This window comes from Streptomyces sp. NPDC102259, assembly GCF_044766465.1.
Classification (GTDB): Bacteria; Actinomycetota; Actinomycetes; order Streptomycetales; family Streptomycetaceae; genus Streptomyces.
Genome location: NZ_JBIWMA010000006.1, coordinates 1 through 25293 on the forward strand (window position 1 = coordinate 1; position 25293 = coordinate 25293).

The 25293-nt window shown below is 72.9% G+C and carries 16 protein-coding genes, 1 tRNA gene and 1 riboswitch; of the genes, 8 read left to right on the forward strand and 9 right to left on the reverse strand.

Annotated elements, in window-relative coordinates:
• Positions 1 to 343: 343 nt before the first annotated feature.
• Entirely contained in the window at positions 344 to 910 is a 567-nt protein-coding gene (locus ACIRPU_RS16370) for a MarR family transcriptional regulator (protein WP_355703532.1), read from the reverse strand.
• 191 nt (positions 911 to 1101) lie between these two features.
• Between ACIRPU_RS16370 and ACIRPU_RS16375 the strand changes: the two genes are divergently transcribed.
• A complete protein-coding gene (locus ACIRPU_RS16375; RefSeq protein WP_403867238.1) occupies positions 1102 to 2361 on the forward strand; it encodes an MFS transporter in 1260 nt (419 codons plus the stop codon).
• A gap of 52 nt (positions 2362 to 2413) precedes the next feature.
• Here ACIRPU_RS16375 and ACIRPU_RS16380 read toward each other — a convergent pair whose 3' ends face one another.
• A complete protein-coding gene (locus ACIRPU_RS16380) occupies positions 2414 to 4066 on the reverse strand; it encodes a SpoIIE family protein phosphatase (protein ID WP_384122827.1) in 1653 nt (550 codons plus the stop codon).
• 260 nt (positions 4067 to 4326) lie between these two features.
• Positions 4327 to 5703 (reverse strand): NAD(P)/FAD-dependent oxidoreductase, encoded by a 1377-nt coding sequence (locus tag ACIRPU_RS16385; protein ID WP_403867242.1) that lies wholly within the window; start codon positions 5701 to 5703, stop codon positions 4327 to 4329.
• Positions 5704 to 6087: 384 nt separating this feature from the next.
• On the opposite strand from ACIRPU_RS16385, the gene ACIRPU_RS16390 reads away from it, so the two are divergent.
• Positions 6088 to 6855: a helix-turn-helix domain-containing protein gene (locus ACIRPU_RS16390; protein ID WP_355703535.1), complete on the forward strand. Its 768-nt coding sequence runs from the start codon at positions 6088 to 6090 to the stop codon at positions 6853 to 6855.
• 310 nt (positions 6856 to 7165) lie between these two features.
• Positions 7166 to 9181 carry a sigma-70 family RNA polymerase sigma factor gene (locus ACIRPU_RS16395; RefSeq protein WP_403867245.1) on the forward strand — a complete coding sequence of 672 codons (2016 nt, stop codon included), beginning with the start codon at positions 7166 to 7168 and terminating at the stop codon, positions 9179 to 9181.
• Here the strand turns inward: ACIRPU_RS16395 and ACIRPU_RS16400 are convergent.
• Positions 9168 to 12554, reverse strand: a complete 3387-nt coding sequence (locus ACIRPU_RS16400; RefSeq protein ID WP_403867248.1) for a BTAD domain-containing putative transcriptional regulator — start codon at positions 12552 to 12554, stop codon at positions 9168 to 9170. The genes ACIRPU_RS16395 and ACIRPU_RS16400 overlap by 14 nt on opposite strands.
• 58 nt (positions 12555 to 12612) lie before the next feature.
• Complete coding sequence (locus tag ACIRPU_RS16405) at positions 12613 to 14733, reverse strand: asparagine synthase-related protein (protein ID WP_403867251.1); 2121 nt, start codon at positions 14731 to 14733, stop codon at positions 12613 to 12615.
• Between the two features lie 706 nt (positions 14734 to 15439).
• On the opposite strand from ACIRPU_RS16405, the gene ACIRPU_RS16410 reads away from it, so the two are divergent.
• From ACIRPU_RS16410 to ACIRPU_RS16425, 4 genes are all read left to right on the forward strand, one after another.
• Entirely contained in the window at positions 15440 to 16864 is a 1425-nt protein-coding gene (locus ACIRPU_RS16410) for an MFS transporter (protein WP_355703539.1), read from the forward strand.
• 88 nt (positions 16865 to 16952) lie between these two features.
• On the forward strand, positions 16953 to 18170 hold the full coding sequence (gene lhgO / locus ACIRPU_RS16415) for an L-2-hydroxyglutarate oxidase (RefSeq protein ID WP_403867952.1): 1218 nt from the start codon (positions 16953 to 16955) through the stop codon (positions 18168 to 18170).
• A 66-nt stretch (positions 18171 to 18236) separates the two neighbouring features.
• Positions 18237 to 19079 carry a tRNA (guanosine(46)-N7)-methyltransferase TrmB gene (gene trmB, locus ACIRPU_RS16420; RefSeq protein ID WP_403867254.1) on the forward strand — a complete coding sequence of 281 codons (843 nt, stop codon included), beginning with the start codon at positions 18237 to 18239 and terminating at the stop codon, positions 19077 to 19079.
• A 102-nt stretch (positions 19080 to 19181) separates the two neighbouring features.
• Positions 19182 to 20690 carry a PrsW family glutamic-type intramembrane protease gene (locus tag ACIRPU_RS16425; protein ID WP_403867257.1) on the forward strand — a complete coding sequence of 503 codons (1509 nt, stop codon included), beginning with the start codon at positions 19182 to 19184 and terminating at the stop codon, positions 20688 to 20690.
• Positions 20691 to 20740: 50 nt separating this feature from the next.
• Here the strand turns inward: ACIRPU_RS16425 and ACIRPU_RS16430 are convergent, their stop codons facing one another.
• The 4 genes from ACIRPU_RS16430 to ACIRPU_RS16445 all read right to left on the reverse strand — a co-directional run bounded on the left by ACIRPU_RS16430 (position 20741) and on the right by ACIRPU_RS16445 (position 24644).
• Complete coding sequence (locus tag ACIRPU_RS16430) at positions 20741 to 21685, reverse strand: aldo/keto reductase (protein WP_403867260.1); 945 nt, start codon at positions 21683 to 21685, stop codon at positions 20741 to 20743.
• A gap of 175 nt (positions 21686 to 21860) precedes the next feature.
• Positions 21861 to 22883, reverse strand: coding sequence for a M23 family metallopeptidase (locus ACIRPU_RS16435; RefSeq protein ID WP_403867263.1), 1023 nt, complete (start codon positions 22881 to 22883; stop codon positions 21861 to 21863).
• Positions 22884 to 22890: 7 nt separating this feature from the next.
• A riboswitch (cyclic di-AMP (ydaO/yuaA leader) is annotated at positions 22891 to 23059 on the reverse strand.
• Between the two features lie 312 nt (positions 23060 to 23371).
• Positions 23372 to 23445: transfer RNA gene (locus ACIRPU_RS16440), tRNA-Met, on the reverse strand.
• 71 nt (positions 23446 to 23516) lie between these two features.
• On the reverse strand, positions 23517 to 24644 hold the full coding sequence (locus ACIRPU_RS16445) for a dihydrofolate reductase family protein (RefSeq protein WP_403867266.1): 1128 nt from the start codon (positions 24642 to 24644) through the stop codon (positions 23517 to 23519).
• 113 nt (positions 24645 to 24757) lie between these two features.
• Between ACIRPU_RS16445 and ACIRPU_RS16450 the strand changes: the two genes are divergently transcribed.
• Positions 24758 to 25282 carry a MarR family transcriptional regulator gene (locus ACIRPU_RS16450; RefSeq protein WP_355703544.1) on the forward strand — a complete coding sequence of 175 codons (525 nt, stop codon included), beginning with the start codon at positions 24758 to 24760 and terminating at the stop codon, positions 25280 to 25282.
• Positions 25283 to 25293: the final 11 nt, after the last annotated feature.

Sequence of the window (25293 nt, forward strand, 5' to 3'; positions counted from 1 at the left end):
TTCCCTTTCCGGCGGTTCCGACTCTATCAGATCCTTTCGGGCCTGATTCCCAGTCAGAGGGGGCTTGTCTTCCCGGCTGTTGGGCCGTTCCGACGTCTCAAACCTTAGCGGATCCGCTCGGCAGCTCCTAATCGGGCTGCCGACTCCAAATCGAATTGAATTCGGGCACGCCGAATTCGCCCCGTTGGGAGATCGTGCTGATGGTTTGTAGTGCCGCTACTGCGGCGGAGGTGCTGTCGGAGAACCGTTACGCCTCCCCGGCAACCCGAAGAACTCTACGGATCCTGGATGGGGATGTCAACCACCCCTGTCAAGATCTTTTAGTGCGGCCGGCGGGGGCCGTTCAGTCGAGGTCGCTGAGCCGGCCGCCGGCGTCCGGCTGGGCGTGCTCCACCCGGCGCAGGAGCCGGGTCAGGACCTCACCCAGGACCGTCCGCTCGTCCGCGGAGAGGTCCTGGAGGAGATCCTCCTCGAAGACCGTCGCCATGCGCATCGCGTCCAGCCACTTTTCGCGACCCTCCGGCAACAGCTCGACGATCACGCGCACGCGGTTGGACTCGTCCCGCTCCCGGGTCACCAGTCCCTCGGCGACCATGCGGTCGATCCGGTGGGTCATCGCGGCCGGCGTCAGGCCGAGGCGCTTGGCCAGATCGCTGGGGCCCAGGCGATAAGGGGCCCCGGAGAGGACCAGCGCCTTGAGGACCTCCCACTCGGCGTTGCTGATGCCGAGGTCCGCGGTCTGGCGGCCGTACGCCACGTTCATCCGGCGGTTGAGGCGGGAGAGCGCCGAGACGATCTTCTCCACCTGGGGGTCGAGGTCCTGGAATTCGCGCTGATAGGCCGCGATCTGCTCTTCGAGGGTCGGCTCGCCGCCGTTGCCGGTGCCGACCGTGCCGGGGGTGTCGCCCATGGGCCCAAGTATCGCACGGGGCTCGTTCGCGTTGAAGTTCTTCGAGGTGTACAGTTTAGCTTCTAACTTTAGCTTCGAAGTCTTCGGTGCTAAGTACTGAGGCGGCGGAAGTAGTACTGGCGCTGCCCGGACGCGGTACCGAGGACGACTACCTGATTGAGGTGAACGTGACCAGGGCGAGGGGCGCAGCGATGCGCCGGATCCACGTGGGCAACGCACTCAGCGCGTTCGGGCTCGGCTTCACGGTCCCTTACCTGTACGTCTATGTGGCGCAGGTGCGGGGACTGGGTGCCATGACGGCGGGGCTCGTCCTCGCCGTCTTCGCCGTGGCCGCGCTGATCGTGCTGCCGTTCGCCGGCAGGGCGATCGTGCGGCGCGGTCCACTGCCGGTCCTGCTCGCCGCCCTGGTCACGGCCGCGCTGGGGGCGCTGAGCCTGGGGCTCGCCGGTAATGCCACCGCCGTACTGGGTGCCGCGGCCGCGCTCGGCGCCGGGCAGGCCGTGATGCAGCCGGCGCTGGCGACGATGATCGTGGACTGCTCGACGGCGGAGACCCGGTCGCGTGCGTTCGCGACGCAGTTCTTCCTTCAAAACCTCGGGCTCGGGGTGGGTGGGCTGATCGGCGGGCATCTCGTCGACACCTCGCGCGTGTCCTCGTTCACGCTGCTGTTCGCCATCGAGGCGGCGATGTTCCTGCTGCTGGCCGTGGTGATGTCGACCGTGCGGCTGCCGCACGCTCCGCGGGTCGGGGACGCCCCGCAGTCCGCCGGGGGCAGCTGGAAGCGGTTGCTCGGCAATCGGGCCATGGTGCAGCTGTGCGTGCTGGGCTTCGTGTTGTTCTTCGCCTGCTACGGACAGTTCGAGTCGGGGCTGAGCGCGTACGGGGTGGAGGCCGCCGGGATCTCGACGTCCGCGCTCGGGACCGCGCTCGCCGCCAACACCGCGATGATCGTGGTCGCGCAGTTCGCCGTGCTGAAGTTCGTCGAGCGGCAGAAGCGGTCTCGGGTGATCGCGGCCGTGGGGCTGATCTGGGCCGTCGCGTGGGTCGTCGCCGGGTACGCCGGGCTGGGCCACGGCAGTCGGGAGATGGCGACGGCCGCGTTCGTGTCGACGTACGCGCTGTTCGGGCTGGGTGAGGCGATGCTGTCGCCGACGGTCGCGCCGCTGGTGGCCGATCTGGCGCCGGCCGGCCTGGCGGGGCAGTACAACTCGGCGTTCGCCCTGGTGAAGCAGCTCGCGCTGGCCGTCGGGCCGGCGGTGGGCGGGCCGATGGGGGCCTCTCTGCACGCGCCGTACATCGTGACGTTCCTGCTGTTCTCGCTGGGGATCACCTATCTGGCGCTGCGGCTGGGGCGGCAGCTGACCGCCGTCCAGGATCAGCCGTGGCTGGTGCGGAAGCGGGTGGTCGCGCGTGGTGGCGCGGTGGCGGAACCGGTGGCCGCCGAGGCGTGAGGCGGGTGGGGGAGGCGGTCGTCGTCCGAGAGGGCGGCGGCCGCCTTTCGCGTCACTCCTGCGGCTTCGGCAGGACGAACTCGCACCACACCGCTTTTCCGCCGCCCGGGGTGCGGCGGCTGCCCCAGTGGGAGGCGATCGTGGCGACGATGGCGATGCCTCGGCCGGACTCGTCGCCCGGTTCGGCGCGGCGGCGGCGCGGGAGGTGGTCGTCGCCGTCGGTGACCTCGATGATCAGGCGGCGGTCGGTGCGGCGCAGTCGCAGCCGCATGGGCGGGGTGCCGTGCTGGAGGGAGTTGGCGACGAGTTCGCTGGCGGCGAGGACGCCGAGGTCGTGCAGGTCGGGCGGGAAGCGCCAGCTGGTCAGGACACCGGAGGCGAAGGCACGCGCGCGTGGGGCCGCCTCGACGCCGCCGAGGAGCTCCAGGGCCGCGTTGCGGAACAGCTCGCCGTCGGGGCCGGTGCGGGCCGGGTGCTGGAGGACCAGGACGGCGACGTCGTCGTCGTGGTCGGCGGTGACGCCGGCCGAGCGGACGAGGCGGTCGCAGACGACCTGCGGGGTGCCGGTGGCGCCGGACAGGGCGCGTTCCAGGGAGGCGATGCCTTCGTCGAGGTCTTCGTCCCTGCGCTCGACCAGGCCGTCCGTGTAGAGGACGGCCGTCGAGCCGGGGCCGAGCGGGATCGAGCCGGAGGCGTGCATCCAGCCGCCGGTGCCCAGGGGCGGGCCGGTGGGTTCGTCGGCGCGCAGGACGGTGCCGCTCTCGTCGCGGACCAGGATGGGCAGGTGGCCTGCGGAGGCGTACACCAGTCGGCCCTCGTTGGGGTCGTGGATGGCGTACACGCAGGTGGCGATCTGGTTGGCGTCGATCTCCGCGGCGAGGCCGTCGAGGAGCTGGAGGATCTCGTGCGGGGGCAGGTCGAGGCGGGCGTACGCGCGGACCGCCGTGCGGAGCTGGCCCATGACGGCTGCCGCGCGGACGCCTCGGCCCATGACGTCGCCGATGACGAGGGCGGTGCGGCCGCCGCCGAGGGTGATGACGTCGTACCAGTCGCCGCCGACCGCGGCCTCGGTGCCGCCGGGCTGGTAGGTGGCGGCGATGCGCAGGTCGTCGGGCTCCTCGAGCTCCTGGGGGAGGAGGGAGCGCTGGAGGGTGACGGCGGTCTCGCGCTGACGGCGTTCACTGGTTCTGAGGCGTTCGGCGGCCTCGGCGTGGTCGGTGACGTCGGTGGCGAAGATCAGGACGGTGCCCTTGCCGTTGTCCTCGGCGGCCGGGGTGCAGGTGAACGTGTAGGAGCGGCCGTCCGGGGCCTTGCGGGACTTCAGGGTGCGGGGCTTGCCGCTGCGCAGGGCCTGGTCGAGGAGGGGCATGAGGCCGAGGTCGCGGAGCTCGGGGAGCGCCTCGGCGGCCGGTTCGCCGCAGGGGCGTACGCCGAAGGCCGCCGCGTAGGCGTCGTTGACGTAGGCGAGGCGGTGGTCGGGTCCGTGGACGAGGGCGACGAGGGCCGGGACGCGGTCGATGACCTCACGGACCGGGAGTTCGTCGACGGCGGGCACCGGGGGCGGCTCGTCGGTGAGTCGTTCGGCGCGGGCCGCGGGTACGGAGCCTTCGCTCCGCCGGTCCGTGGTGGTGACCGGGTGCTCGGCTCGCGCGGCGGCGCGGCGCTGCGTTCCGGGGAGCCGGGCGCTCCAGCGCGTGAAGTTCACGAATCCTTGCCTCGTGTAGTCGTCGGCGGCCCGGCTCCGGGCCCGGCCTGGGCTGCGGTGGCCGCGCGGCGGTGGCCGCACATTGTTACAGCACCCGGGGTGTGGAGCACGTGGAACGGCCTCGTGGGTCGGGGGGCGGGTGGTGGCCCGCCGGGAAGGGCTCGGGAGGGACTGGAGCAGGGAGCAGTCTGGCAGTGTGGCCGCCGTCCGGGCCGACATTCGTCAGACGTGGGGGCGGTCGGTGGAGTTCCTGGATCCGGTCAGGACGACCCCTTCGGGTCGCCGGAAGACTCGTCAGAAGGCTTTCCACCGGCAGCGAGTTCGAACTCCGCGCGGGGATGTTCGAGGGATCCCAGGGAAACGATCTCCCGTTTGAAGAGCCCGGAGAGGGTCCATTCGGCGAGCACGCGTGCTTTGCGGTTGAAGGTGGGCACGCGGCTGAGGTGGTACGCGCGGTGCATGAACCAGGCCGGGTAGCCCTTGAGCTTGCGCCCGTAGACGTGGGCGACGCCCTTGTGGAGGCCGAGCGAGGCGACCGATCCGACGTACTTGTGGGAGTACGGCTGGAGGGGTTCGCCGCGCAGGGAGCGCACGATGTTGTCGCCGATGACCTTGGCCTGGCGGACGGCGTGCTGGGCGTTCGGGGCGGTCTCCCTGCCGGACTCGTCGGCCGTCACGTCGGGGACGGCGGCGGCGTCTCCGGCCGCCCACGCGTGCGTGACGCCGTCGATGGTCAGCTCGGGGGTGCATTTCAGCCGACCTCGCGCGTTCAGCGGGAGGTCGGTGGCGGCGAGGAGCGGGTGGGGTTTCACGCCGGCGGTCCACACGACCGTACGGGTCGGGAAGCGGGCGCCGTCGCTGAGGACGGCGACGCGGTCGGCGCAGGACTCCAGGCGGGTGTCGAGGCGTACGTCGATGTTGCGGCGGCGCAGCTCACTGACGGTGTAGCGGCCCATGTCGGCGCCGACCTCCGGCAGGATCCGGTCGGAGGCCTCGACCAGGATCCACTTCATGTCCTCGGGCTTGATGTTGTGGTAGTAGCGCGTGGTGTAGCGGGCCATGTCCTCCAGCTCGCCGAGCGCCTCCACGCCCGCGTAGCCGCCGCCGACGAAGACGAAGGTGAGGGCGGCGTCGCGGATCGCGGGGTCGCGGGTGGAGGAGGCGATGTCCATCTGTTCGATGACGTGGTTGCGCAGCCCGATGGCCTCCTCGACGGTCTTGAAGCCGATGGCGTGGTCGGCCAGGCCGGGGATGGGCAGAGTGCGGGAGACGGAACCGGGCGCGAGGACGAGTTCGTCGTACGTCAGCTGCTGTGGGCCGGTGCCCTCTTCGTCGGTGGCGAGGGTGGTGAGGGTGGCGCTGCGCTTGGCGTGGTCGACGGCGGTGACCTCGCCGACCACGACCCGGCAGTGCGGCAGGACACGGCGCAGGGGCACGACGACGTGCCGGGGGGAGATGGAGCCCGCGGCGGCCTCGGGGAGGAAGGGCTGGTAGGTCATGTACGGGTCGGGTGTGACCACCGTGATCTCGGCCTCGCCCCGGCCGAGTTCCTGTTTCAGCTTCTGCTGGAGCCGCAGGGCCGTGTACATCCCGACGTAGCCGCCGCCGACAACGAGAATGCGCGCACGTTCCTTCACCGTCCCATGACGCACCGGACGCCGGAGTTTGTCCACAGCCCCGACAATTTGTGTGACCGCGAGTCGGGTGTGCGCAGGGTTGGCCGAAACACCGGAGTGCGGGGCATGAGCGCAGGTCAGAGGTGGTGCGCCGGGGTGCGGGAAGGGGTGCAATCGGGACGTATGCGGCCCGTACTCCGATCGGGGGGCGCTCCGTGCGGAACCTGCCCCTTCTGAATTGACTCCCTCTCAACTATGTTCGTGTGTCGACGGGGTGTCAGGGGGAAGTGCTCTGCGGGTCTGCGACGGGTGGGCCCGGGGAGGCCGTCCCCTGTGTTCCACGCCCCCGACTTTCGATGGCGGGGAGAGTCTCCGGGGGGAGACGTCATTACCGGGGGATCATTCATGCACATTCACAACTCGCATTGGTCGTCCACGTCCGCCCTGCCACACGGCGGCGCGGTCGGTGCGGCGATGGGCAACGGACGCGGAGAGGGCGCTCGGACAGCGCCTCTGCGCGTGGACGCACAGCGCAATCTGGAGCACGTACTGCGGGCGGCGCGCGAAGTCTTCGGCGAGCTGGGTTACGGCGCGCCGATGGAGGACGTGGCGCGGCGCGCGCGGGTCGGGGTCGGCACGGTGTACCGGCGCTTCCCGAGCAAGGACGTCCTGGTGCGGCGGATAGCCGAGGAGGAGACGTCCCGGCTGACCGATCAGGCGCGGGCGGCGCTCGGCCAGGAGGACGAGCCGTGGTCGGCGCTGTCGCGCTTCCTGCGGACGTCCGTGGCGTCCGGCGCCGGGCGGCTGCTGCCGCCGCAGGTGCTGCGGGTCGGCGTCGCGGAGGACGACGGCGAGGGCGTGCCGGCCGACGAGGCGCGGGTGCCGCAGCAGCGGACCCAGTCGGGCGGCGGCGAACTGCGGCTCGTCGCGGGCGACGGCACGACGGCCGCCGTCGACGACGCCGGGGCGGCGGCGCTGCTCGAGGTCGTGGGGCTGCTGGTGGAGCGGGCGCGGGAAGCGGGCGAACTGCGCACCGACGTGTCGGTGTCGGACGTGCTGCTGGTCATCGCGACGGCGGCGCCCTCGCTGCCGGATCCGGCTCAACAGGCGGCGGCTTCGGCGCGGCTGCTGGACATCCTGCTGGAGGGCCTGCGGTCACGCCCCTCTTCGTGAGGGGCGGGGCCGGCAGCGTCAGCGGCTTCCGGGCGGGTGGCTCGAAAGGGTGATGGTGGGGTGGGGGTACCGCGTGACCCTCACCCCACCCACCATGCCCGACGTTCGCGACATTCCGGACAGGGTGCTCAACTGCTGCCCGCAGCACGACAGTTGAACCTTCCCTGTACGGGTGAGAACTAGTACTGGATTGCGTCAGGTCCGCACGGACGAGTGGACGGCTGTTTCCACGGGGTCCTGACCAAAAGCCAATATGGCACTCTGACCCGGTGGTCAGGACTGGTTGGGCCGGCGGCGGGGGCATTCCGCGATGAGTGTTGACGGGGGGGACGAGTCGCTCGGTCCATCCGGTGACGGTGACACGGAGGCCGACGGCCCGACCGCACCGCAGGTGCCGAGCCAGGGCGGACGCGCGAGCGGGTTCTTCGGCGGTCCGACGGGCGGTCGCCCGCGCGATCCGGTGCCCCGTCCGCCGGTACGTCCGCTCGACGGCCCCTCCGAGGGCAGCGTTCCGGCGCAGCGCGAGCGGCGAACCGAGGTCGTCCTGCCGCCGCCGCGGGACCTGCCGCCGGCCGACACCGACCTGCTCGGCCGGATGCGCTCGGGCGACGACACGGCGTACGAGGAGCTGTACCGGCGTCACGCCGACGCCGTGCGCCGCTACGCCCGCACCTGCTGCCGGGACGCGCACACCGCCGACGATCTCACCGCCGAGGTCTTCGCCCGCATGCTGCAGGCGGTGCGCGGCGGTTCCGGACCCGAGTACGCCGTCCGCGCCTACCTCCTCACCTGCGTCCGGCGGGTGGCCGCCGGCTGGATCCAGTCGGCGAAGCGGGAGCAACTCGTGGACGACTTCGCGGTGTTCGCCACGCAGTCCGCCCGTTCCTCCGAAGTCGCCGACGACGCCGTGTCCGGCGGCTCCTTCGGGGCGGGCCTGGAACTGGGCGCCGATGTGCGCGCGATGCACGAGGCCGAGCAGTCCATGGCCATGCAGGCCTTCCGCTCGCTGCCCGAGCGGTGGCAGGCGGTGCTGTGGCACACGGAGGTCGAGGACGAGTCGCCGAGCGAGGTCGCCATGCTGTTCGGCCTCGACGCCAACGGCACCCGCGTGCTCGCCAGCCGCGCCCGTGAGGGCCTCAAGCAGGCCTATCTCCAGGCCCATGTCAGCTCCACCCTCACCAGCGACGAGGAGTGCGCGGGCTACGCCGACCAGCTCGGCACCTACGCCCGCCGCAGGCTGCGCACCCGCGCCGAACGGGGGCTGCGCAAGCACCTGGACGAGTGCGCCAGGTGCCGGCTGGCCGCTCTCCAGATCGAAGAGGTCGCCAGCAGCATCCCCGCCGTCGTGCCGGTCGCGGTCATCGGCTGGTTCGGCGCCGCCGGGTACGCCAAGGCGGTGGCGCTCATCGCCGGCGGTGCCGGAGCGGGGGCGGCGGGCGTCGCGGGCGCGGCGGCCGGGGCAGGCGGGTCCTCGGGCGGAGCGGGCGCCGGTGGCGGAGCGTTGGCCTCGGAGGGGCTGGGCGCCCCCGTGAAGGCCGGGATCGCGGCCGGAGTGGTCGCGGTGGCGGCCGTCGCGGTGGCGCTCGCGCTCGTCGGCCACGGCGGTCCCGCGAAGCAGCCCGAGGCCCGGCCCCCGGCGTCCGCGCCGGCGCCGGTCGCGCGGCCCGAGGAGCCGACACCCGCGCCGACGCCGACGAAGGAGCGCGAGCCGCGGCCTCCGGCGATCGTCCAGGCCGGCGCCCCGACACCGTCCCGCGCCGCCGGGTCGACGCCCACGCCGGCGCCCAGATCGACCCCCACGCCCAGCCCGACGCCCACCCCTGTCCCGACGCCGACCCCGCCCCCCACGCCCACACCCACTCCCACGCCCACGCCCACGCCTCCGCCCGCCCCGGCCGTCTATCCGCTGAGCGAGGTGTCCTTCGACGTCGGCGGCGACGGAACCGGCCCCGAGATCCGGCTGGGCGGCAGCAGCTGGGTGTGGCAGCGGTACGGCCTGTCCATCGCGGACCGGCGGTACGAGCGCGGGGTGACCGTGCACGGCCACTCCTCCGTCACCGTCGACCTCAACCGGGCCTGCACCTCCTACGACGCGCTCGTCGGCGTCGACGACCTGACGATGAAGCTCGGCGCGGTCTCCTTCGCCGTCTACGCCGACGGGCGCCGGGTCTGGGTGTCCGGGGTGATCGAGGGCGGCGACCCGGCCGTGCCCGTCCATGTGGATCTCGTCGGCCGCACCACCGTCCGTCTGGTGGTCGAGCCGCACAGCGGCCTCGACTCCGTGGCGCTCGCGGACTGGGCGGAGTCCGGCTTCACCTGCTCGTAGGCGCCCGCGCGGTCACGGCCGGCGGTCCAACCGGGTGGTCGCGCACGCTGTCGGTGAGCTCGCGCAGGGCATCGGCCACCGTCAGCGGCGCGCCCAGGAGCCGCTCGGCCGCGTGCCGCTCGGCGCCCAGGGCGTCGCGGGCGGCGGCCTCGGCCAGCTCGGCCCGGGCGTGCTGCGGGGCGGGACGCGGGTGGGGGCCGCGCAGGGTGTCGGCGGCCGCGAGAAGACGGGTCGCGCGCGGGTGGTCCCCGAGCCGGGTCAGCAGGTCCGCCGCGCCGTCCAGGATCGACGAGGTGACCGCCTCGGCGCACTGGTCGGCCATCGCCTGGCGCAGCGTGTCGGCGAGCATCGGCAGGCCGTGCGCCGGGCCGGACTCGGCGGCGGTGAGGTCCGCGTCGAGCATGTTCAGCGCCGCCACGAACTGGGGCGGCGGGGTGCCCGCTCCGGCCGCCACGCGGACCTCGTCGCACAGCACCCGCGCGTGTGCCACCTCCCCCTCGATCAGCGCGATGTGGGAGCGCAGCAGGAGGACGAACGCCCGGACGTCGGGCACGCCGTAGCGGTCGGCGGCGCTGTTCGCCTCGTCCAGCGCGGCCAGGGCGTTCTCGACGTCGCCCGAGCGGTAGGCGATCTCCGCGAGCCGGGCGATGAGGAACGGCGACTCGGCGTACGCCCCGACCTCGTAGGCGAGGCGCAGCGCCTCGCGGTACTCGCGCTCCGCCTGCGGGAAACGGCCGCGCGCCAACTCCGCCTCGCCGGCCGCGCCGCACACCTGGGCCCGCATCCAGCGGTCACCGACGCGCAGGCTGAGCATCCGCAGCTCCGCCAGGTCGTCGTCGACGCCGAGCAGTCCGCCGGGTGAGTCGACGACCATGTGGGTGCGGAACATCAGGGCGCAGCCGAGTTCCCAGTCGCCGCCGTGGACCCGGCAGTTGTCGACCATCCGGTCGAGGACCCCCCGGACGTCCACGATGTCGCGCATCTGGAAGGCCGTCAGCGGCCAGAGCAGGCCGGGCATCCGGGCCGCCCGGGGACCGCCCGGCTCGTAGTCGGCGCGCAGGCGGACCAGGTACTCCTGGTAGCGCGGGTCCGTCGCGAGGTCCTTCGGATCGGACTCCGACAACAGGAACACGTTCAGCATCCGCAGATTCATCCGCTGCACGTGCCGGGGGTGGGCGTTCTCCGTGGCGGCCGGTGTGCCGAGCAGGACGTCGACGGGGTCGAGGGCGGCCATCCGGGCGGTGAGGTCGGCGACGGTGAACGGCGGCTCGGGCGCGGGTTCTCGGAGGGTGTCCAGGACGGCGCCCAGGCGCAGGGTCCGGTCGCACCACTCGGCGCCCTCGCGACGGTAGTTGCGCAGCCACCAGAACCAGCCCGTGGCGATGCAGAGGGCGGTGGCCTCCTCCTCGTCGCCCGCCGTGTGCGCGCGCTGGAGGGCCACGCGGATGTTGTCCCGTTCGGTCTCCAGGCGGGCGATCCAGGGGAGTTGCCCGGCGGAGCGCAGCAGCGGGTCGGCCCGCTCGACGAGTGCGCGCACCCACGCGCGGTGGCGCCGTCGGGCCGCCGCGCGGCACGGGGGGAGCTCGGCGGCGCGTTCGTCGGCGTACTCGTGGATCGTCTCCAGCATGCGGTAGCGCATGGCGCCCCCGCCGCCCGGCTCGAACGGCGCCGCCACGACGAGGGACTTGTCGACGAGCGCGCCGACGAGGTCCGCGACCGGGCCGGTGCACACGGCTTCCGCCGCCTCCAGGTCCCAGCCGCCCGCGAACACGGACAGCTCGCGCAGCAGGGTGCGCTCCGGTTCGTCGAGCAGGTCCCACGACCAGTCGACGACGGCGCGCAGGGTCTGCTGGCGGGGCAGGACCGTGCGGCTGCCCGAGGTGAGGAGGCGGAAGCGGTCGTCGAGGCGGTCGGCGATCTGGCGCGGGGTGAGCAGCCGGAGCCGGGCGGCGGCCAGTTCGATGGCGAGCGGCAGTCCGTCCAGTCGCCGGCAGATCTCGGCGATCGCCTCTTCGTCCCGCAGGGCGGCCGGCGCGTCGGGGCGGGCGGCGGTCGCGCGCTCGGTGAAGAGGCGGTGCGCCTGGTCGGGGAGGAGGGGCTCGACCGGGCGGACCGACTCGCCGGGGACGCCCAGGGGTTCACGGCTGGTGGCGAGGATGGTGAGCCCGGGGCAGCGGGTGAGGAGGGTCTCGGCGAGGGCGGCGGCCGCGCCGATGACATGTTCGCAGTTGTCAAGGATCAGGAGTTGGCTGCGCGGGGCGCAGTACTCGACGAGCAGGGCGACGGGGTCGTCCTGAAGGGCCGCCAGCTCGGTGCTCAGCAGGACGGTCTCGCGCAGACCGAGGGCACTGACCACCGCGCCCGGCACCGCCTCCGGCCGGTCGAGCGGCGCCAGCTCGGCCAGCCACGCCTGCGGGAGCCCGGCGGCGGCTTCCTCGGCGAGACGGGTCTTCCCGGAGCCGCCCGGTCCGGTGAGCGTGACGAGACGGGCCCTGTGCAATGCGGAACGGATGGCGTCGAGCTCGGGTTCCCGGCCCACGAAAGAGGTAAGCCGCGGACGGATGTTGCCGGTGCGCTCGGGGAGTTGGAGCGACGTGCGGGGCGTCGGGGCATCCGGTTCGGTGCCGGGCGCCGACGGGGTGCCGTGGGTCGGTTCCGGGCGGTCGAGGAGCTCGGCGTGCAGGGCGCGCAACCGCGGCCCCGGGTCGGCGCCGAGGCCGTCGGCGAGGGTGCGGCGGGCGGTCTCGTACGCGGCGAGGGCGGCGGCTTCGCGGCCGGTGTCGCGCAGGGCGCGGATGAGGAGGGCGTGCAGCGGCTCGTCGTACGGGTGCGCCGCGACCAGTTCCGTCAGGCGCGGTACGGCTTCGCGGGCGCGGCCGAGGAGGAGGTCCGCCTCGGCGCGGGCGCGGGTGGCCTCCAGCCGGAGGGCCTCGGGGCGGGCGGCCGCGGTGCGGTCGGGGAGATCGGCCAGGGCGGGGCCGCGCCACAGGGCGAGAGCGTCGTCCAGGGTGCGGGCGGCGGCGGGCGCGTCACCCCGACGCAGCGCTTCGTCGCCCTGGCGTACGAGTCGTTCGAAGACGAAGAGGTCGACGTCGTCCTCGGTCGCGGCGAGGCGGTACCCGCCCGGGGCGGAGGTGACGGTGTCCTTGCCGACGGCACGGCGGAGACGGCCGATCAGGGCCTGGAGGGCGGCCGGGGCGTCCTGGGGCGGGTCCTCGGCCCACACCTCGTCGATGAGGGTCTCCGGGGCGGTGAGCCGGCCCGGGCGGAGCGCCAGGGCCGCGAGGAGGGCGCGGAGCCGGGGGCCCGGGACGGATAGGGCGGTGCCCTGGTCGTCCGCTGTCTGGGTGACGCCCAGAATTCTGTACCGCACCCGCTCATTGTCACCGGGGGCGAGGCGTGGGGCACGGGGTTTGCGGGCGGTGCGTTTCTCACCCCCCGGAGGAGACCGCCCGTCTCTGGGGAGCGATGCCAGCCGGTACCGCACGCGCGCGTGCCGGCGTGCCCGTCCAGCAGGTGCCCCTGCGGGACAGCAGGCGGCGGAGCCAGAGTTCGAGGGAGATCAGGTCGGCCAGGCCGTCCAGGGGGAGGGGTTCGCCCGCCGCGGCGGCCCGGAGGGCCTTGCGGACCACTCTGGCCTCGATCAGGCCCGCCTCCGCGAGGAGAGGGGCTTCGAAGAGGGTGAGGAGGGGGTCCATGGCCATGCGCAGGCCCGCCCGGGCCGCCGCGGTGGCGGACGCCTGGGAGGGGGCGCCCCAGCCGGACGGGAGGTCGGTGACGCCGGCGCCCTTCAGGACGGTGCGCAGGATCGCGGCACGCGCCCCCGGTTGCACGCGCAGGGTCTCGGGGAGCGCGCGGCACGCGCGGACGACCTGGTTGTCGAGGAACGGCGCGTGCAGTCGCTGGGAGCGGATCTCCGCGGCCTGTTCCAGGACGCGCAGGTCCATGGCGTGTCGGGCGAGGGCGGCGCGGGCCCGGTAGTCGCCCGGACGCTGGCCGGGGCCCACGCCGGTGCGGTGTGCGGCCCCTTGGAGGCGAACCGATACTTCAGCCAGCGCCTCGCCCGTCAGCCAGCGCGCGGCCGGGCCCGCTCCGCCCCAGGTGAGTGCGGCCAGGGACGCCCCGACGGCGCCTGAGGGGTCGTCGGAGCCGAAGCTGCGGTGCAGGAGGCGTTCGGCCAGACCCTCCAGTCCCGCGCGGTACGGCGTACGGGCCAGTCGGCGGGCCGCGCCGTACACGCGCGCGGGGACGAGCACCGAACCGTCGGCCTTCGTCAACGCGGCCACCGGACGCACCAGGTGACGGCGTTTGCGGTCCATCAACAGGTCCGCGAGGCGGGCCGGGTGGGCGTCCAGCACCTGCCGGGCGCCGTAGCCCGTGAAGTGGTCCGCGCTGCCCGCCGCGAGGCGCGCCCGGTGGCGGGCGGCCGTGACCAGGCTCTGGCCGGGTTCGTCGGTCAGCGGGCCGTCCAGGTCGGCGTACGGCAGGGCCTCCTCGCCGCCGGCCACCACGACGTGGTGCAGACGCGGGTTGGCCGCGAGGGCGCCGGCCCGTTCCAGCTCGGCCTCGCGTCCGCCGACGGCCAGGTCGTTGAAGGTGACGGCCAGCAGCCGCTCCCCCGCGCCCGTGCCGTGCCCCAGCAGCGTGCCCGGCATGCCGGGCAGACCCGCCGCGAGGAGCGCCAGCGTGCCGGAGGCCGGACCGCCGGAGAGGTCGGCGCCGATGCCCGGAACGGGCATCCCGCGCGCGGCACGTCGTTCCGCGGGCCCCATGCCGGGCACCGGGCCGGGGTCGATGTCGGGGACGTGCCGGGGCGCGGCCAGACGCGCGCGCACCGCCTCGATGAGCGCGTCGCGTACGGCGCCGACCGCGCTGTCCGGGTCGGCGGGGGGCGCCGCCACGGCGAGCGAGGCCACCGGCTCGTACCCGGCGATCTCGCGCGCCCCGGTGCGAAGGATCAGCGCGTGCCCCGGCGGAATGCGGTGCACGCCGTCGTAGGGGGTGGAGTCGTGCAGGGCGGCCGGCACGTCGGGGGCGGCCAGGAGCGCCGCCAGGTGACCGAAGTCGAGGTTGGCCTCGATGAGGTCGGCCAGCGGCAGCGCGGCCGTCGCGTACGCCGTGCCACCGGCCCAGGGAGTGTGGAACACCGGGCGCGCGCCCGCCAGATCGCCGCAGACGGTGATGCGCCGGCCGACCTGGACGATCGCCGTGTAGCTGCCCGACCAGGCCGTCAGATGCCGAAGTGCCCCTCCGCGCGCGGCGAACAGTCCGACGCGCAGCTGTTCGTCGGTCGCGCCGCAGGTGCCGAGGACCGCGACCCGGGTCTGGGCGTCGGCCTTCACCACCCGCACCTCGTCGGGGCGCCAGTCGCCGACGGCCCACAGCGGATCGGGGTCCCCCCACAGGAGTTGGGAGCCGACCGGTTGCAGGGTCTCGCCGTCGTGGCCGACCCGCCCTCCGTACGTCGCGTCGTCGTCGTGACGGCCCTCGTGGCCCACGGATCCGCCCAGCGCGCCCGCGGAGGTGCTGCTCCATCCCACCAACCACCGCATGGACGCCTCCACAGGCTGTGGACAACCGAGTGCACCGCACGAACGGTTCACCATGCTGCCACGAAGAACGCGCCGTAGACGGAGGCGGCGCCGGTCGCGATCCGGGGACTGCGCCCGCGTCAACGCGTCGGCGGCTCTGGAGGAGTACCTGCGCACCCCGGCGTCTGCGACGTGAATGCGCCCCCGGTACGCTCCCCCAAGACGCCCTGCGCGCCCTCGATTTCCATGGTGGGAGGCGTTGTCCCCCACAGAACAGAGGGTCGATTTTCGGCCAAATCCCCGTGATGCGACGCGTGTCGAGAACGTCCCGCGCAGGCTTCGCACACGCTCCGTACACACGCGCGTGCCGTACAAGGCTCGCGCCGGTCCGGGAGGCGGACGCCGCCTCCCGGACCGTTCCGCCGCCCGCGGGGATGTAGGCGGCGGTGTCCCCCAGCCCACTGGATCCAGTACAGCGGGCCGACCCACGCACGGCCCATGGAACCGCTCCCGCGGTGGCCGGAGAAGAGCGCACGGCCGGGCGCACGGCCACACAGCGGGAGCACGTGGCGACGGTCCGTACCTGCGCCCGGACTTTCGTACGGACCACAATCCCGCCAACCGGAAGAATGCCCCTTAACGCTTGGGATGCGGCGAACTACGCTGGGTTTACGAATGCCGCATGGTTATGCCAGCGCGGCAGCCGTCTGTGTCGAGGGGTGGCGCAATGTCCAGGGAGCAACGCGGGCCGAACGAAAAACTCGGCGCCGTTCTCGCCCTCGCGGGAATCAGCAACGCAGGACTCGCGCGACGCGTCAACGATCTTGGCGCTCAACGCGGGTTGACTCTTCGCTACGACAAGACGTCCGTGGCGCGCTGGGTGTCGAAGGGCATGGTGCCGCAGGGCGCCGCGCCCCACCTCATCGCGGCCGCCATCGGCCAGAAGCTCGGCCGCCCGGTGCCGCTCCACGAGATCGGCCTGGCCGACGCGGATCCCGCGCCCGAGGTGGGCCTCGCCTTCCCCAGGGACGTCAACCAGGCCGTTCGGTCGGCCACGGAGCTCTATCGCCTCGACCTGGCCGGCCGCCGGGCCGGTTCCGGGGGCATCTGGCAGTCGCTGGCCGGATCGTTCGCAGTAAGCGCCTACGCGACGCCCGCCTCACGGTGGCTGATAACCCCGGCCGACAGTTCGGTGGCGCGTGATGTACACCTCGTGGAGGAGTCCGGCGCACCGCTCAAAGTCGGCCACAGCGATGTGCAGAAGCTGCGGGAGGCAGCCGAGGACGCCAGACGCTGGGACTCCAAGTACGGAGGCGGCGACTGGCGTTCGTCCATGGTGCCGGAGTGCCTGCGGGTGGAGGCGGCGCCGCTGCTGCTCGGGGCGTACTCCGACGAGGTCGGCCGGGCCCTGTTCGGGGCGAGCGCCGAACTGACCCGGCTGGCGGGGTGGATGGCCTTCGACACCGGTCAGCAGGAGGCCGCGCAGCGCTACTACATCCAGGCCCTGCGGCTGGCCCGCGCGGCGGCCGACGTGCCTCTGGGGGGCTATGTCCTGGCCTCCATGTCCCTCCAGGCCACCTACCGCGGCTTCGGCGACGAGGGCGTCGACCTCGCGCAGGCGGCCCTGGAGCGCAACCGGGGGCTTGCCACGTCCCGCACGATGAGCTTCTTCCGGCTCGTCGAGGCACGTGCGCACGCCCGCGCGGGGGACGCACAGGCCGCCGGAGCGGCGCTGAAGGCCGCCGAGGGCTGGCTGGAGCGGTCCCGTGACGGCGACCACGACCCGTCCTGGCTCGGCTTCTACTCCTACGACCGTTTCGCCGCCGACGCCGCCGAGTGCTACCGCGACCTGAAGGCGCCGCGTCAGGTGCGGAGGTTCACCGAGCAGGCGCTGTCGCAGCCGACGGAGGAGTTCGTCCGGTCGCACGGGCTGCGGCTCGTCGTCTCGGCGGTCGCCGAACTGGAGTCGGGGAACCTCGACGCCGCCTGCGCGCAGGGCGTGCGGGCCGTGGAGGTGGCCGGGCGGATCTCCTCGGCCCGCACCACGGAGTACGTCAAGGATCTCCTGCATCGGCTGGAGCCCTACGGCGACGAACCCCGGGTGGTGGAATTGCGTGAGCGGGCCCGGCCCCTGCTGATGACTCCGGCCTAGGGCGGCGCGGCGGGCGCGGGATCGGCATGACGCCCCTCCCGGGTTTGAAGGCACTGTCAGTGGCGCAGTGCACTATCGAAGCCGGGAGGTGGTGCACGTGCCGAAGATCGCTTACGACTGTGATGTGCTCGTGGTCGGCGGGGGCATCGTCGGGCTGTCCACCGCGTACGCCATCACGCGCGCCGCGCCGGGTACGCGGGTGACGGTGCTGGAGAAGGAGCCGGGGGTCGCCCGGCACCAGACGGGGCGCAACAGCGGGGTCGTCCACAGCGGGATCTACTACCGGCCGGGATCGCTGAAGGCGCGGTACGCGGTGCGGGGCGCGGCGGAGATGACGAAGTTCTGCGCGGAGTACGGCATCGCGCACTCCGTCACCGGCAAACTGATCGTCGCCACGGACCGGGCGGAGCTGCCCCGGCTGCACGCGCTGGTGCAGCGCGGCCGGGAGAACGGGATCGCGGTACGGGAACTGGGCGGCGCCCAGATCGCGGAGTACGAGCCCGAGGTCCGGGGGCTCGCCGCGATACGCGTGCGGACGACGGGGATCTGCGACTACACGGCCGTCGCCCGGCAGCTGGGCCGGGCCTCCGGGGCGGACATCCGGTACGGCGCGCGGGTCGAGCGGATCGACCGGCGGCCGGAGCGCGGGGTGGCGGTGCTCACCGCGCGCGGGGACGTCGTACGGGGGCGGGTGCTGGTGAACTGCGCCGGGCTGTACTCCGACGAGGTCGCCCGGCTGACGGGGGACGAGCCCGAGGTGCGGATCGTGCCGTTCCGTGGCGAGTACTACGAACTGGCGCGGCCGGAGCTGGTGCGCGGGCTGGTGTACCCGGTGCCCGATCCGGCGTTCCCGTTCCTCGGCGTCCATCTGACCAGGGGGATCGACGGGGGCGTGCACGTCGGCCCCAATGCCGTGCCGGCGCTGGCCCGGGAGGGATACGGCTGGGGCGTCGTACGGCCCCGCGAGGCGATGGCGACGGCGGCCTGGCCCGGGGTGTGGCGGATGGGCCGCCGGCACTGGCGGTACGGGGTCGGGGAGCTGCGGCGGTCGGTGTCGAAGGGTGCGTTCGTGGACGCGGTGCGCCGGCTGCTGCCGGCCGTGGAGGAGGGGGACCTGGTGCGGGCGGCGGCCGGAGTGCGGGCGCAGGCGGTACTGCGGGACGGCACTCTGGTGGACGACTTCCTGATCCGGGAGGGGCCACGGGCGGTCCATGTGCTGAACGCGCCCTCACCGGCGGCCACCGCCTCGCTCCCGATCGGACGAGAGGTGGCCCGCCGGGCCCTGGGAGCACTGGCCGACGCGTGAGCGGTCGGGCGCCGGGCGCACGGGCGCGGCCGGCACCTGGAGCGGACCCGTAAAATCGACCCCACTGTGTCTGATTCCGTGAGCACCCCCGAAGTCCCCCAGCCCTTTCCCGGTGGCGAGCACCACCCGGGCGAGTCCGTTCGGCACACCCGGGCCAAGGGGGAGCCCCGGTTCCCCGACGGGCCCAAGGCCGATCCCGCCGGGTCGCACTTCGAGCGGCGGATCCGGAGTTTCCAGCCCCGGCGCAGCCGGGTGACGGCCGGGCAGGCGGACGCGTTGCAGCGGCTGTGGGCCAAGTGGGGACTCGACATCGACGGGCACTTCGTCGACCTCGCCGAGCTGTTCGGCGACGACCGTCCCGTCGTACTGGAGATCGGCTTCGGCATGGGCGAGGCGACCGCGCAGATGGCGGCCGCCGACCCGGACACCGGCATCCTCGCGGTGGACGTGCACACGCCCGGCCAGGGAAACCTGCTCAACCTCGCGGACCGCACCGGGCTGACCAACGTCCGGGTGGCCAACGGTGACGCGATCATCCTGCTGCGCGAGATGCTGCCGCCGGACTCGCTCGACGGGCTGCGCGTCTACTTCCCCGACCCCTGGCCGAAGAAGCGCCACCACAAGCGGCGCCTCATCCAGCCCGAGTTCCTCGACCTGGCCGCGACGCGACTGAAACCGGGTGCGACCGTGCACTGCGCCACGGACTGGGAGCCGTACGCCGAGCAGATGCTCGAGGTGCTGACCGCGCACCCCCGCTTCGAGAACACCCGGGCCGACGGCGGGTTCGCGCCCCGGCCCGAGTTCCGGCCGCTGACCCGTTTCGAGGGACAGGGTCTGGACAAGGGTCACGTCGTGAACGATCTGCTCTTCCGTCGCGTACAGGATCCCGTCCAGCCCGGGGATCGCTGACCGGTCAAAGGCCGATCAAGGGATCGGCCAAGGGATCGGTCGAGGGATCACCGGCCGACCTCCCCCTCCACCACAGTCCCCTCCCTCGTTAGGGTCGATGCCGTGGCCATCAGTCCTCCGTTTCCGCCTTGTCCGCCGTATCCCGGCGGCGCACCCGAGGACGGTGTGCTCCGGCATGCTCACTGGTGGCAGCACAGGTGGGTGCGGTACGGGGCGCTGATCACCCTGCTCACGCTGTCCGGGCTGGTCATCCTCGCGCTCGTGCGCGAACAGACCGGTACCGAGGGATTCCTGGTCGGACTCGGGCTCGCCGTGCTGCCCGTGCCGCTGCTGGTCGCCGCCTTCCGGTGGCTGGACCGGGTGGAGCCCGGACCCTGGCGGAACCTGGTCTTCGCCTTCGCCTGGGGCGCGTGCGCGGCGGCGCTGATAGCCATCATCGCCAACAGTTTCGCGACCCGATGGATAGCCACCGCGACCGCCGACCCGTCCAGCGCGGACACCCTCGGGGCGACCGTCATAGCGCCGATCGTCGAGGAGTCCGCGAAGGCCGCCGCCGTCCTGCTGGTGTTCCTCTTCCGCAGGCGGGACTTCACCGGGATCGTCGACGGGGTGGTCATAGCGGGGGTCACCGCCACCGGCTTCGCCTTCACCGAGAACATCCTCTACCTCGGCACCGCCTTCGGCACCGACCAGCTGACCGGCGACACCGGCATCGCCTCCGTCACCGCCGCGACCTTCTTCGTACGCGTCATCATGTCGCCGTTCGCGCACCCCCTGTTCACCGTCCTGACCGGCATCGGCTTCGGCGTCGCCGCGCTCTCCGGCGATCGCCAGCACCTGCGGCGCGTGCTGGTCCCGCTGTGCGGACTGCTCCTCGCGATGGGCATGCACGCCCTGTGGAACGGCTCCTCGTCGTTCGGCGAGTTCGGGTTCTTCGCGGTGTACGCGGCGTTCATGGTGCCCGCGTTCGGGCTGCTGACCTGGCTGGTGGTGTGGACGCGGCAACGCGAGCTGCGCACCGTACGGGAGGAACTGCCCGCCTACACGGCCGCCGGCTGGCTCACCCCGGCCGAGCCGTTCGCGCTCGGATCGATGCGGGCCCGGCGGCTGGCCCGGGAGTACGCCGGCCGTCACCTCGGCAAGCCGGCGGCGCGGGAGGTGGCGCGGTACGAGGCGTACGCGACGTCCCTCGCGTTCCTGCGGCACCGCGGCAGGCGAGGCCGGGCCGGCGCCGACTTCCTGGTCCGCGAGCGGGAGTTGCTCAACGAACTGTGGAGGCGCAAGGACGTCGCCCGGCCCGCGCTGGACCACGCGGCCCGGATGACGGCCCCGCCGGTACGGGTGACCGCGCCGCCCTGGCCGTTGTACGGGGTGTACGGGTACGGCCAGGGTCCGGCCCACGGCCAGGGCCACACCAGCGGCTTCGGACACCCGACCGCGCCGGTGTACGGGAGCCCGCCGGTGTACGGAAGTCCGCCGGGGCAGCCGTCGTACGGATACGGGCCGGGCTACCAGTACGGGTACGGATACCCCGCGGCGCACGGGCCCGGGAACGGCCCCGGGACCCCGTATCCGTCGGGGCCGTACCCCGCTCCCCACCCGCACCAGTAGCTCGGGCCGAGGCGGGTCACGCCGAGGCCCAGGTCAGGCCGAGGCGCAGGTCAGGCCGAGGCGCGGGTCAGCCGGGCGATCTCCTCCGCCGTCAGTTCCAGCCGCGCCACCGCCAGCAGCGCCGGCAGCTGCTCGACCGTCCGCGCGGAGGCGATCGGCGCGGCCACCGTCGGCTGCGCGGCGAGCCAGGCCAGGGCGACCGTGGGGATCTCGGTGTCATGGGCCTGGGCGATCTCGTCCAGGGCGGTGAGGACGTTCCGGCCGCGCTCGGTGTCGAGGTGCTTGGCGGCGCCGGCCGCGCGGGCGCTCTCCACGGTCGTACCGGGCCGGTACTTGCCGGTGAGGAAGCCGGCGGCCAGCGCGAAGTACGGGACGGCGGCGAGGCCGAAGCGGGCGGCGAGGTCCTGGAGGCCACCCTCGTAGGTGTCGCGGGAGACCAGGTTGTAGTGGGGCTGGAGGGCGACGTACCGGGCCAGGCCCTCGCGGTCGGAGAACTCCAGGGACTCCTGGAGCCGCTCGGGCGAGATGTTGGAGGCGGCGATGTGCCGGACCTTGCCCGCCCGCACCAGCTCGTCGAGCGCGCCGATGATCTCGTCGACGGGCACCTCGGGCTTGTCGAAGTGCGTGTAGTAGAGGTCGATGTGGTCGGTGCCCAGACGGCGGAGCGAGGCGTCGGCGGCGGCCTTGATGTTGTCGGCGGACAGACCGGGGAACTCGGGGTGCTGGCTCACCTTGGTGGCGATCACGACGTCGTCGCGGTTGCCCCGGGCCCGCACCCACCTGCCGATGATGGTCTCGGACTCACCACCGCTGTTGCCCTCTATCCACGCCGTGTAGGAGTCGGCGGTGTCGACGAAGTTGCCGCCTGCGGCCGCGTAGGCGTCGAGTACGGCGAAGGAGGCGCTCTCGTCGGCGGTCCAGCCGAAGACGTTGCCGCCCAGGGAGAGCGGGAAGACCTCGAGGTCGGAGGAGCCGAGCTTGCGAAGAGAAGTCATGCTTCGTCTCAACGGGCGCCGACGGCCCGCCCATTCCGGACGTGACGCGAAGAACATGTGAACAGCGCCTGTGAACGGCACGGACCGGCAGCCCCGACGCACAGACCGGCAGCCCCGACGCGCGGGGCGTCGGGGCTGCCGGGGTGGATCAGGGTGTCCGCGGGAGCGGAACCGCTCAGGGGTTGAGGCCCTTGCCGCGCAGCCAGGCCGCCGGGTCGATGCCGTCGGCGCTGCCGCCGGGGTGGACCTCCAGGTGGAGGTGGGCGCCGGTGACGTTCCCGGTCGCGCCCACGCGGCCGATCACATCACCGGTGGCGACCTTCTGGCCGACGCTGACGCTGATCGACGACTGGTGGCAGAACCACAGCTCGGTGCCGTCGTCCAGGGTCAGGATGGTGCGGTAGCCGTAGGAACCGGCCCAACCGGCCTCGGTGATGGTCCCGCTGTGGACGGCCTTGATGAGCGTGCCCGTCGGCGCGGCGAAGTCGAGACCCGTGTGGTAGCCGGAGGACCAGAGGGAACCGGCCTGGCCGAACGTCGAGGTGATGGTGTACGAGGAGGTCGGCAGCGTGTACTGCTTGGCCAGCTCGGCCAGGCGCGCGGCCTCGGCCTTCGCGGCGGCTTCCTCGGCGGCCTTCTTCTTGGCGGCGGCGGCCTTGGCCTCCGCCTCCTTCTCGGCCTTGGCGGCGGCGTCGGACTCGGCCTTGGCCGCTGCCGCGAGGGCCTTGACCTCGACCTGCGACTGCTGCGACTCGGCCTGCGCCATGATCCGGCTGCGCAGCGCCTCGCCGGCGTCGGAGACGCTCTCCTGGGTGTCCACGGCGGCTTCGGAGCCGAAGCTGGCGAGGGCCGGGGCGGCTTCCGGGGCGGGCTCGTCGTCGGAGATGAGTGAGCCCACGTTGGGCAGGTCGGGCATCGAGATGGAGACCGGCGCCTTGCCGGTGTTGGCGCTGGCCATGCCGCCCGCGCTGACGGCGGCTATGACGCCGACGCCGAGGACGGTGGAGCTGCGGGCGAATCCGCCGCCGCGCTGCTTGGCGACGCGGTGCTTGCCGCGTACCGGGCGGGTGGACTCCGCGGTGGGGTTCCACTCCTCCCACGGGCCCTCGTCGGTGCGGTAGCCGCCGTAGCCGAAGGTCTCGGTGGATGGCTGGCTGGGCGCGTACGGGGCCTCGGGGGCAGGCGGGTTGGACGCCACGCGGGCGCACTCCTTTCCTTCCGTCGCCTACCGGGTTAGCTGACGGGTTCGGAGCGGGAAGGTCTCCTACGCGCGTATACCGGTCGTGGACTCTGCGAGTTCACGACGGCTTCCGCGTGATTCACCCCAAGGTGGTGGTTCCCCGGTTCCCTTGCGGGATTCGGCACGTGCCGCACGGAGCCGACTCTGGTGCCGGCTGGGACGACCGCGCTGCGTTATCGAACGTTAATAGACCCGGGGGTGGGTTTCCAAGCCGTTCCTCTTGATCAACAACATTTCTGGCCTGGACTTTTAGGCCAGCAGCGGTGAAAAACGGGCGAGTTGACCACGCCTCGGCATGCCCCGGAAACGCTTCATCAGTCACAGGAGCGCTGATGGTGACTCAGTTGTTATGCACAGGGCGGTCGTCCGGTCACCAAGAGTGAGGGAGGGTCCGACGAAACGCCGAAGGCCGGAACCCTTTCGGATTCCGGCCTTCGGTTCATCAGTAGCGGGGACAGGATTTGAACCTGCGACCTCTGGGTTATGAGCCCAGCGAGCTACCGAGCTGCTCCACCCCGCGGCGATGAACACAACTGTACGCCATCAGCGGGGCGGAAAGCACACCGGTTGATCCACGGGGCCCCAGCCGCCTCAGAGGAGGTGGCGGTTCGGCTCCTTCGCCCGTTCCTCGTACTCCGGGAGGACGAGGACGTCGACGCCCCGGGCCACCAGCAGACCGGTCCCGTCCGCCTCCTTGACGAAGGTGTCCGGCTCGCGCCAGGCCGTGACCACCCTGCGCACCCCCGCGTCGAGGATGAGGCGGGCGCAGGGGGCCGGGCGGGAGGAGCGGCGGGCGCACGGTTCGAGGCTGCTGTAGACGGTGGCCGTGGGCAGCCGGGGGTCGGCGGGGTCGAGCTTCGCGAGGGCGGCCTCCTCGGCGTGCACGACCGGGTCGCCGGCCTCGCGGGAGTGGCCGCGGGCCAGCTCCGTGCCGTCGGCGGCCACGATCACCGCGCCGACGCTGAAGGCGGTCTCCGACGGCGGGCAGTCGGCCGCGAGTGCGCAGGCGAGGGCCAGCCAGTGCCGGTCGGCCGCGGCGGGCAGCGGTCCGGCGCCGGGGGCGGTGGGCTCGTAGCGGTTCAGGACGATGTCCTCGATGCGCCGGGTCTCCACCAGGCGCAGGCGTCCGCCCTGGTAGCCGCCGGGCCCGAAGAGGCGGGGCGCGGCCGGGTCGCCCACGAACAGCGGGGCGAGGACCAGCTGGAGTTCGTCGGCGAGGCCCTCCCGGAGCAGCTGGGTGTGGATCGTCCCGCCGCCCTCGACCATGAGGCGGCGCACCCCGCGCACGTCGTGGAGGTGTTCGAGGAGACGGCGCCAGTCCAGTTCGGGGCCGAGCGGGACGGCGTCCGCGGCGATGCCCAGCGCGCGGACCCGTTCGGCGCCCTTGTCCGTCGTGTACACGACCTTCTCGCCGCCCGTGTGCCAGAAGTTCGCCGCCGGGTCGAGGTCGCCGGAGCCGCTGACGGTGACCTTGAGGGGGTACGGCGGCCGTCCGGCGGCCACGCGGGCGGCGCGGCGCTCCGGGGAGTTCACGAGGAGCCGTGGGTTGTCTGCGCGGATCGTGCCGGCGCCGATGAGGATGGCGTCCACGGAGGCGCGTACCTCGTCGACGCGGTCGAAGTCGGCGCGGCTGGACAGGAGCAGGCGCTCGGGCGTGGTGTCGTCCAGGTAGCCGTCGAGGGAGACGGCTGCGGACAGCAGGACGTACGGGTACGGCATCGAGCGGCTCCCGGGGCTCGGTCCGACGGCGGTTCGACGGCGGTCTGGCAACGGTTCGACAGCAGCCTGACGGCGGACTTGGTTCAAGTTTGAAACAAACCTACACTGGGTGCATGACGACTCGCTGGCTCACCCCCGAGGAGCAACGCGCCTGGCGCGCGTTTGTCGCCGGTTACCTCCTCCTCGACGACGCGATCGACCGGCAGCTCCAGCAGGAGGCCGGCATGCCCCACCTGTACTACTCCATCCTCGCCAACCTCTCCGACATACCGGAGCGGCGTCTGCGGATGACGGAGCTGGCGGAGCGGCTGAAGATCACCCGCAGCCGGCTGACCTACGCGGTGTCCCGGCTGGAGAAGGACGGGCTGGTGCGGCGCGAGGACTGCCCGCGGGACAAGCGCGGCAGCGTCGCGGTCCTGACGGACGAGGGCATGACGGTGCTGGAGAACGTGGCGCCCGGTCATGTCGAGACGGTCCGCGCGGCCCTCTTCGACCGGCTCACCCCCGAGCAGGTGGGACAGCTGGAGGAGATCTTCACGCAGGTCGCGCGCGGGTTCCAGGAGAACGACGGCGCCGAGACGGCACCCGAGGACCTCCCATGGCGCCGGCGCTCGTCCCCGTGCTCCGGAACCTCGTGAGCGGGGTCGCA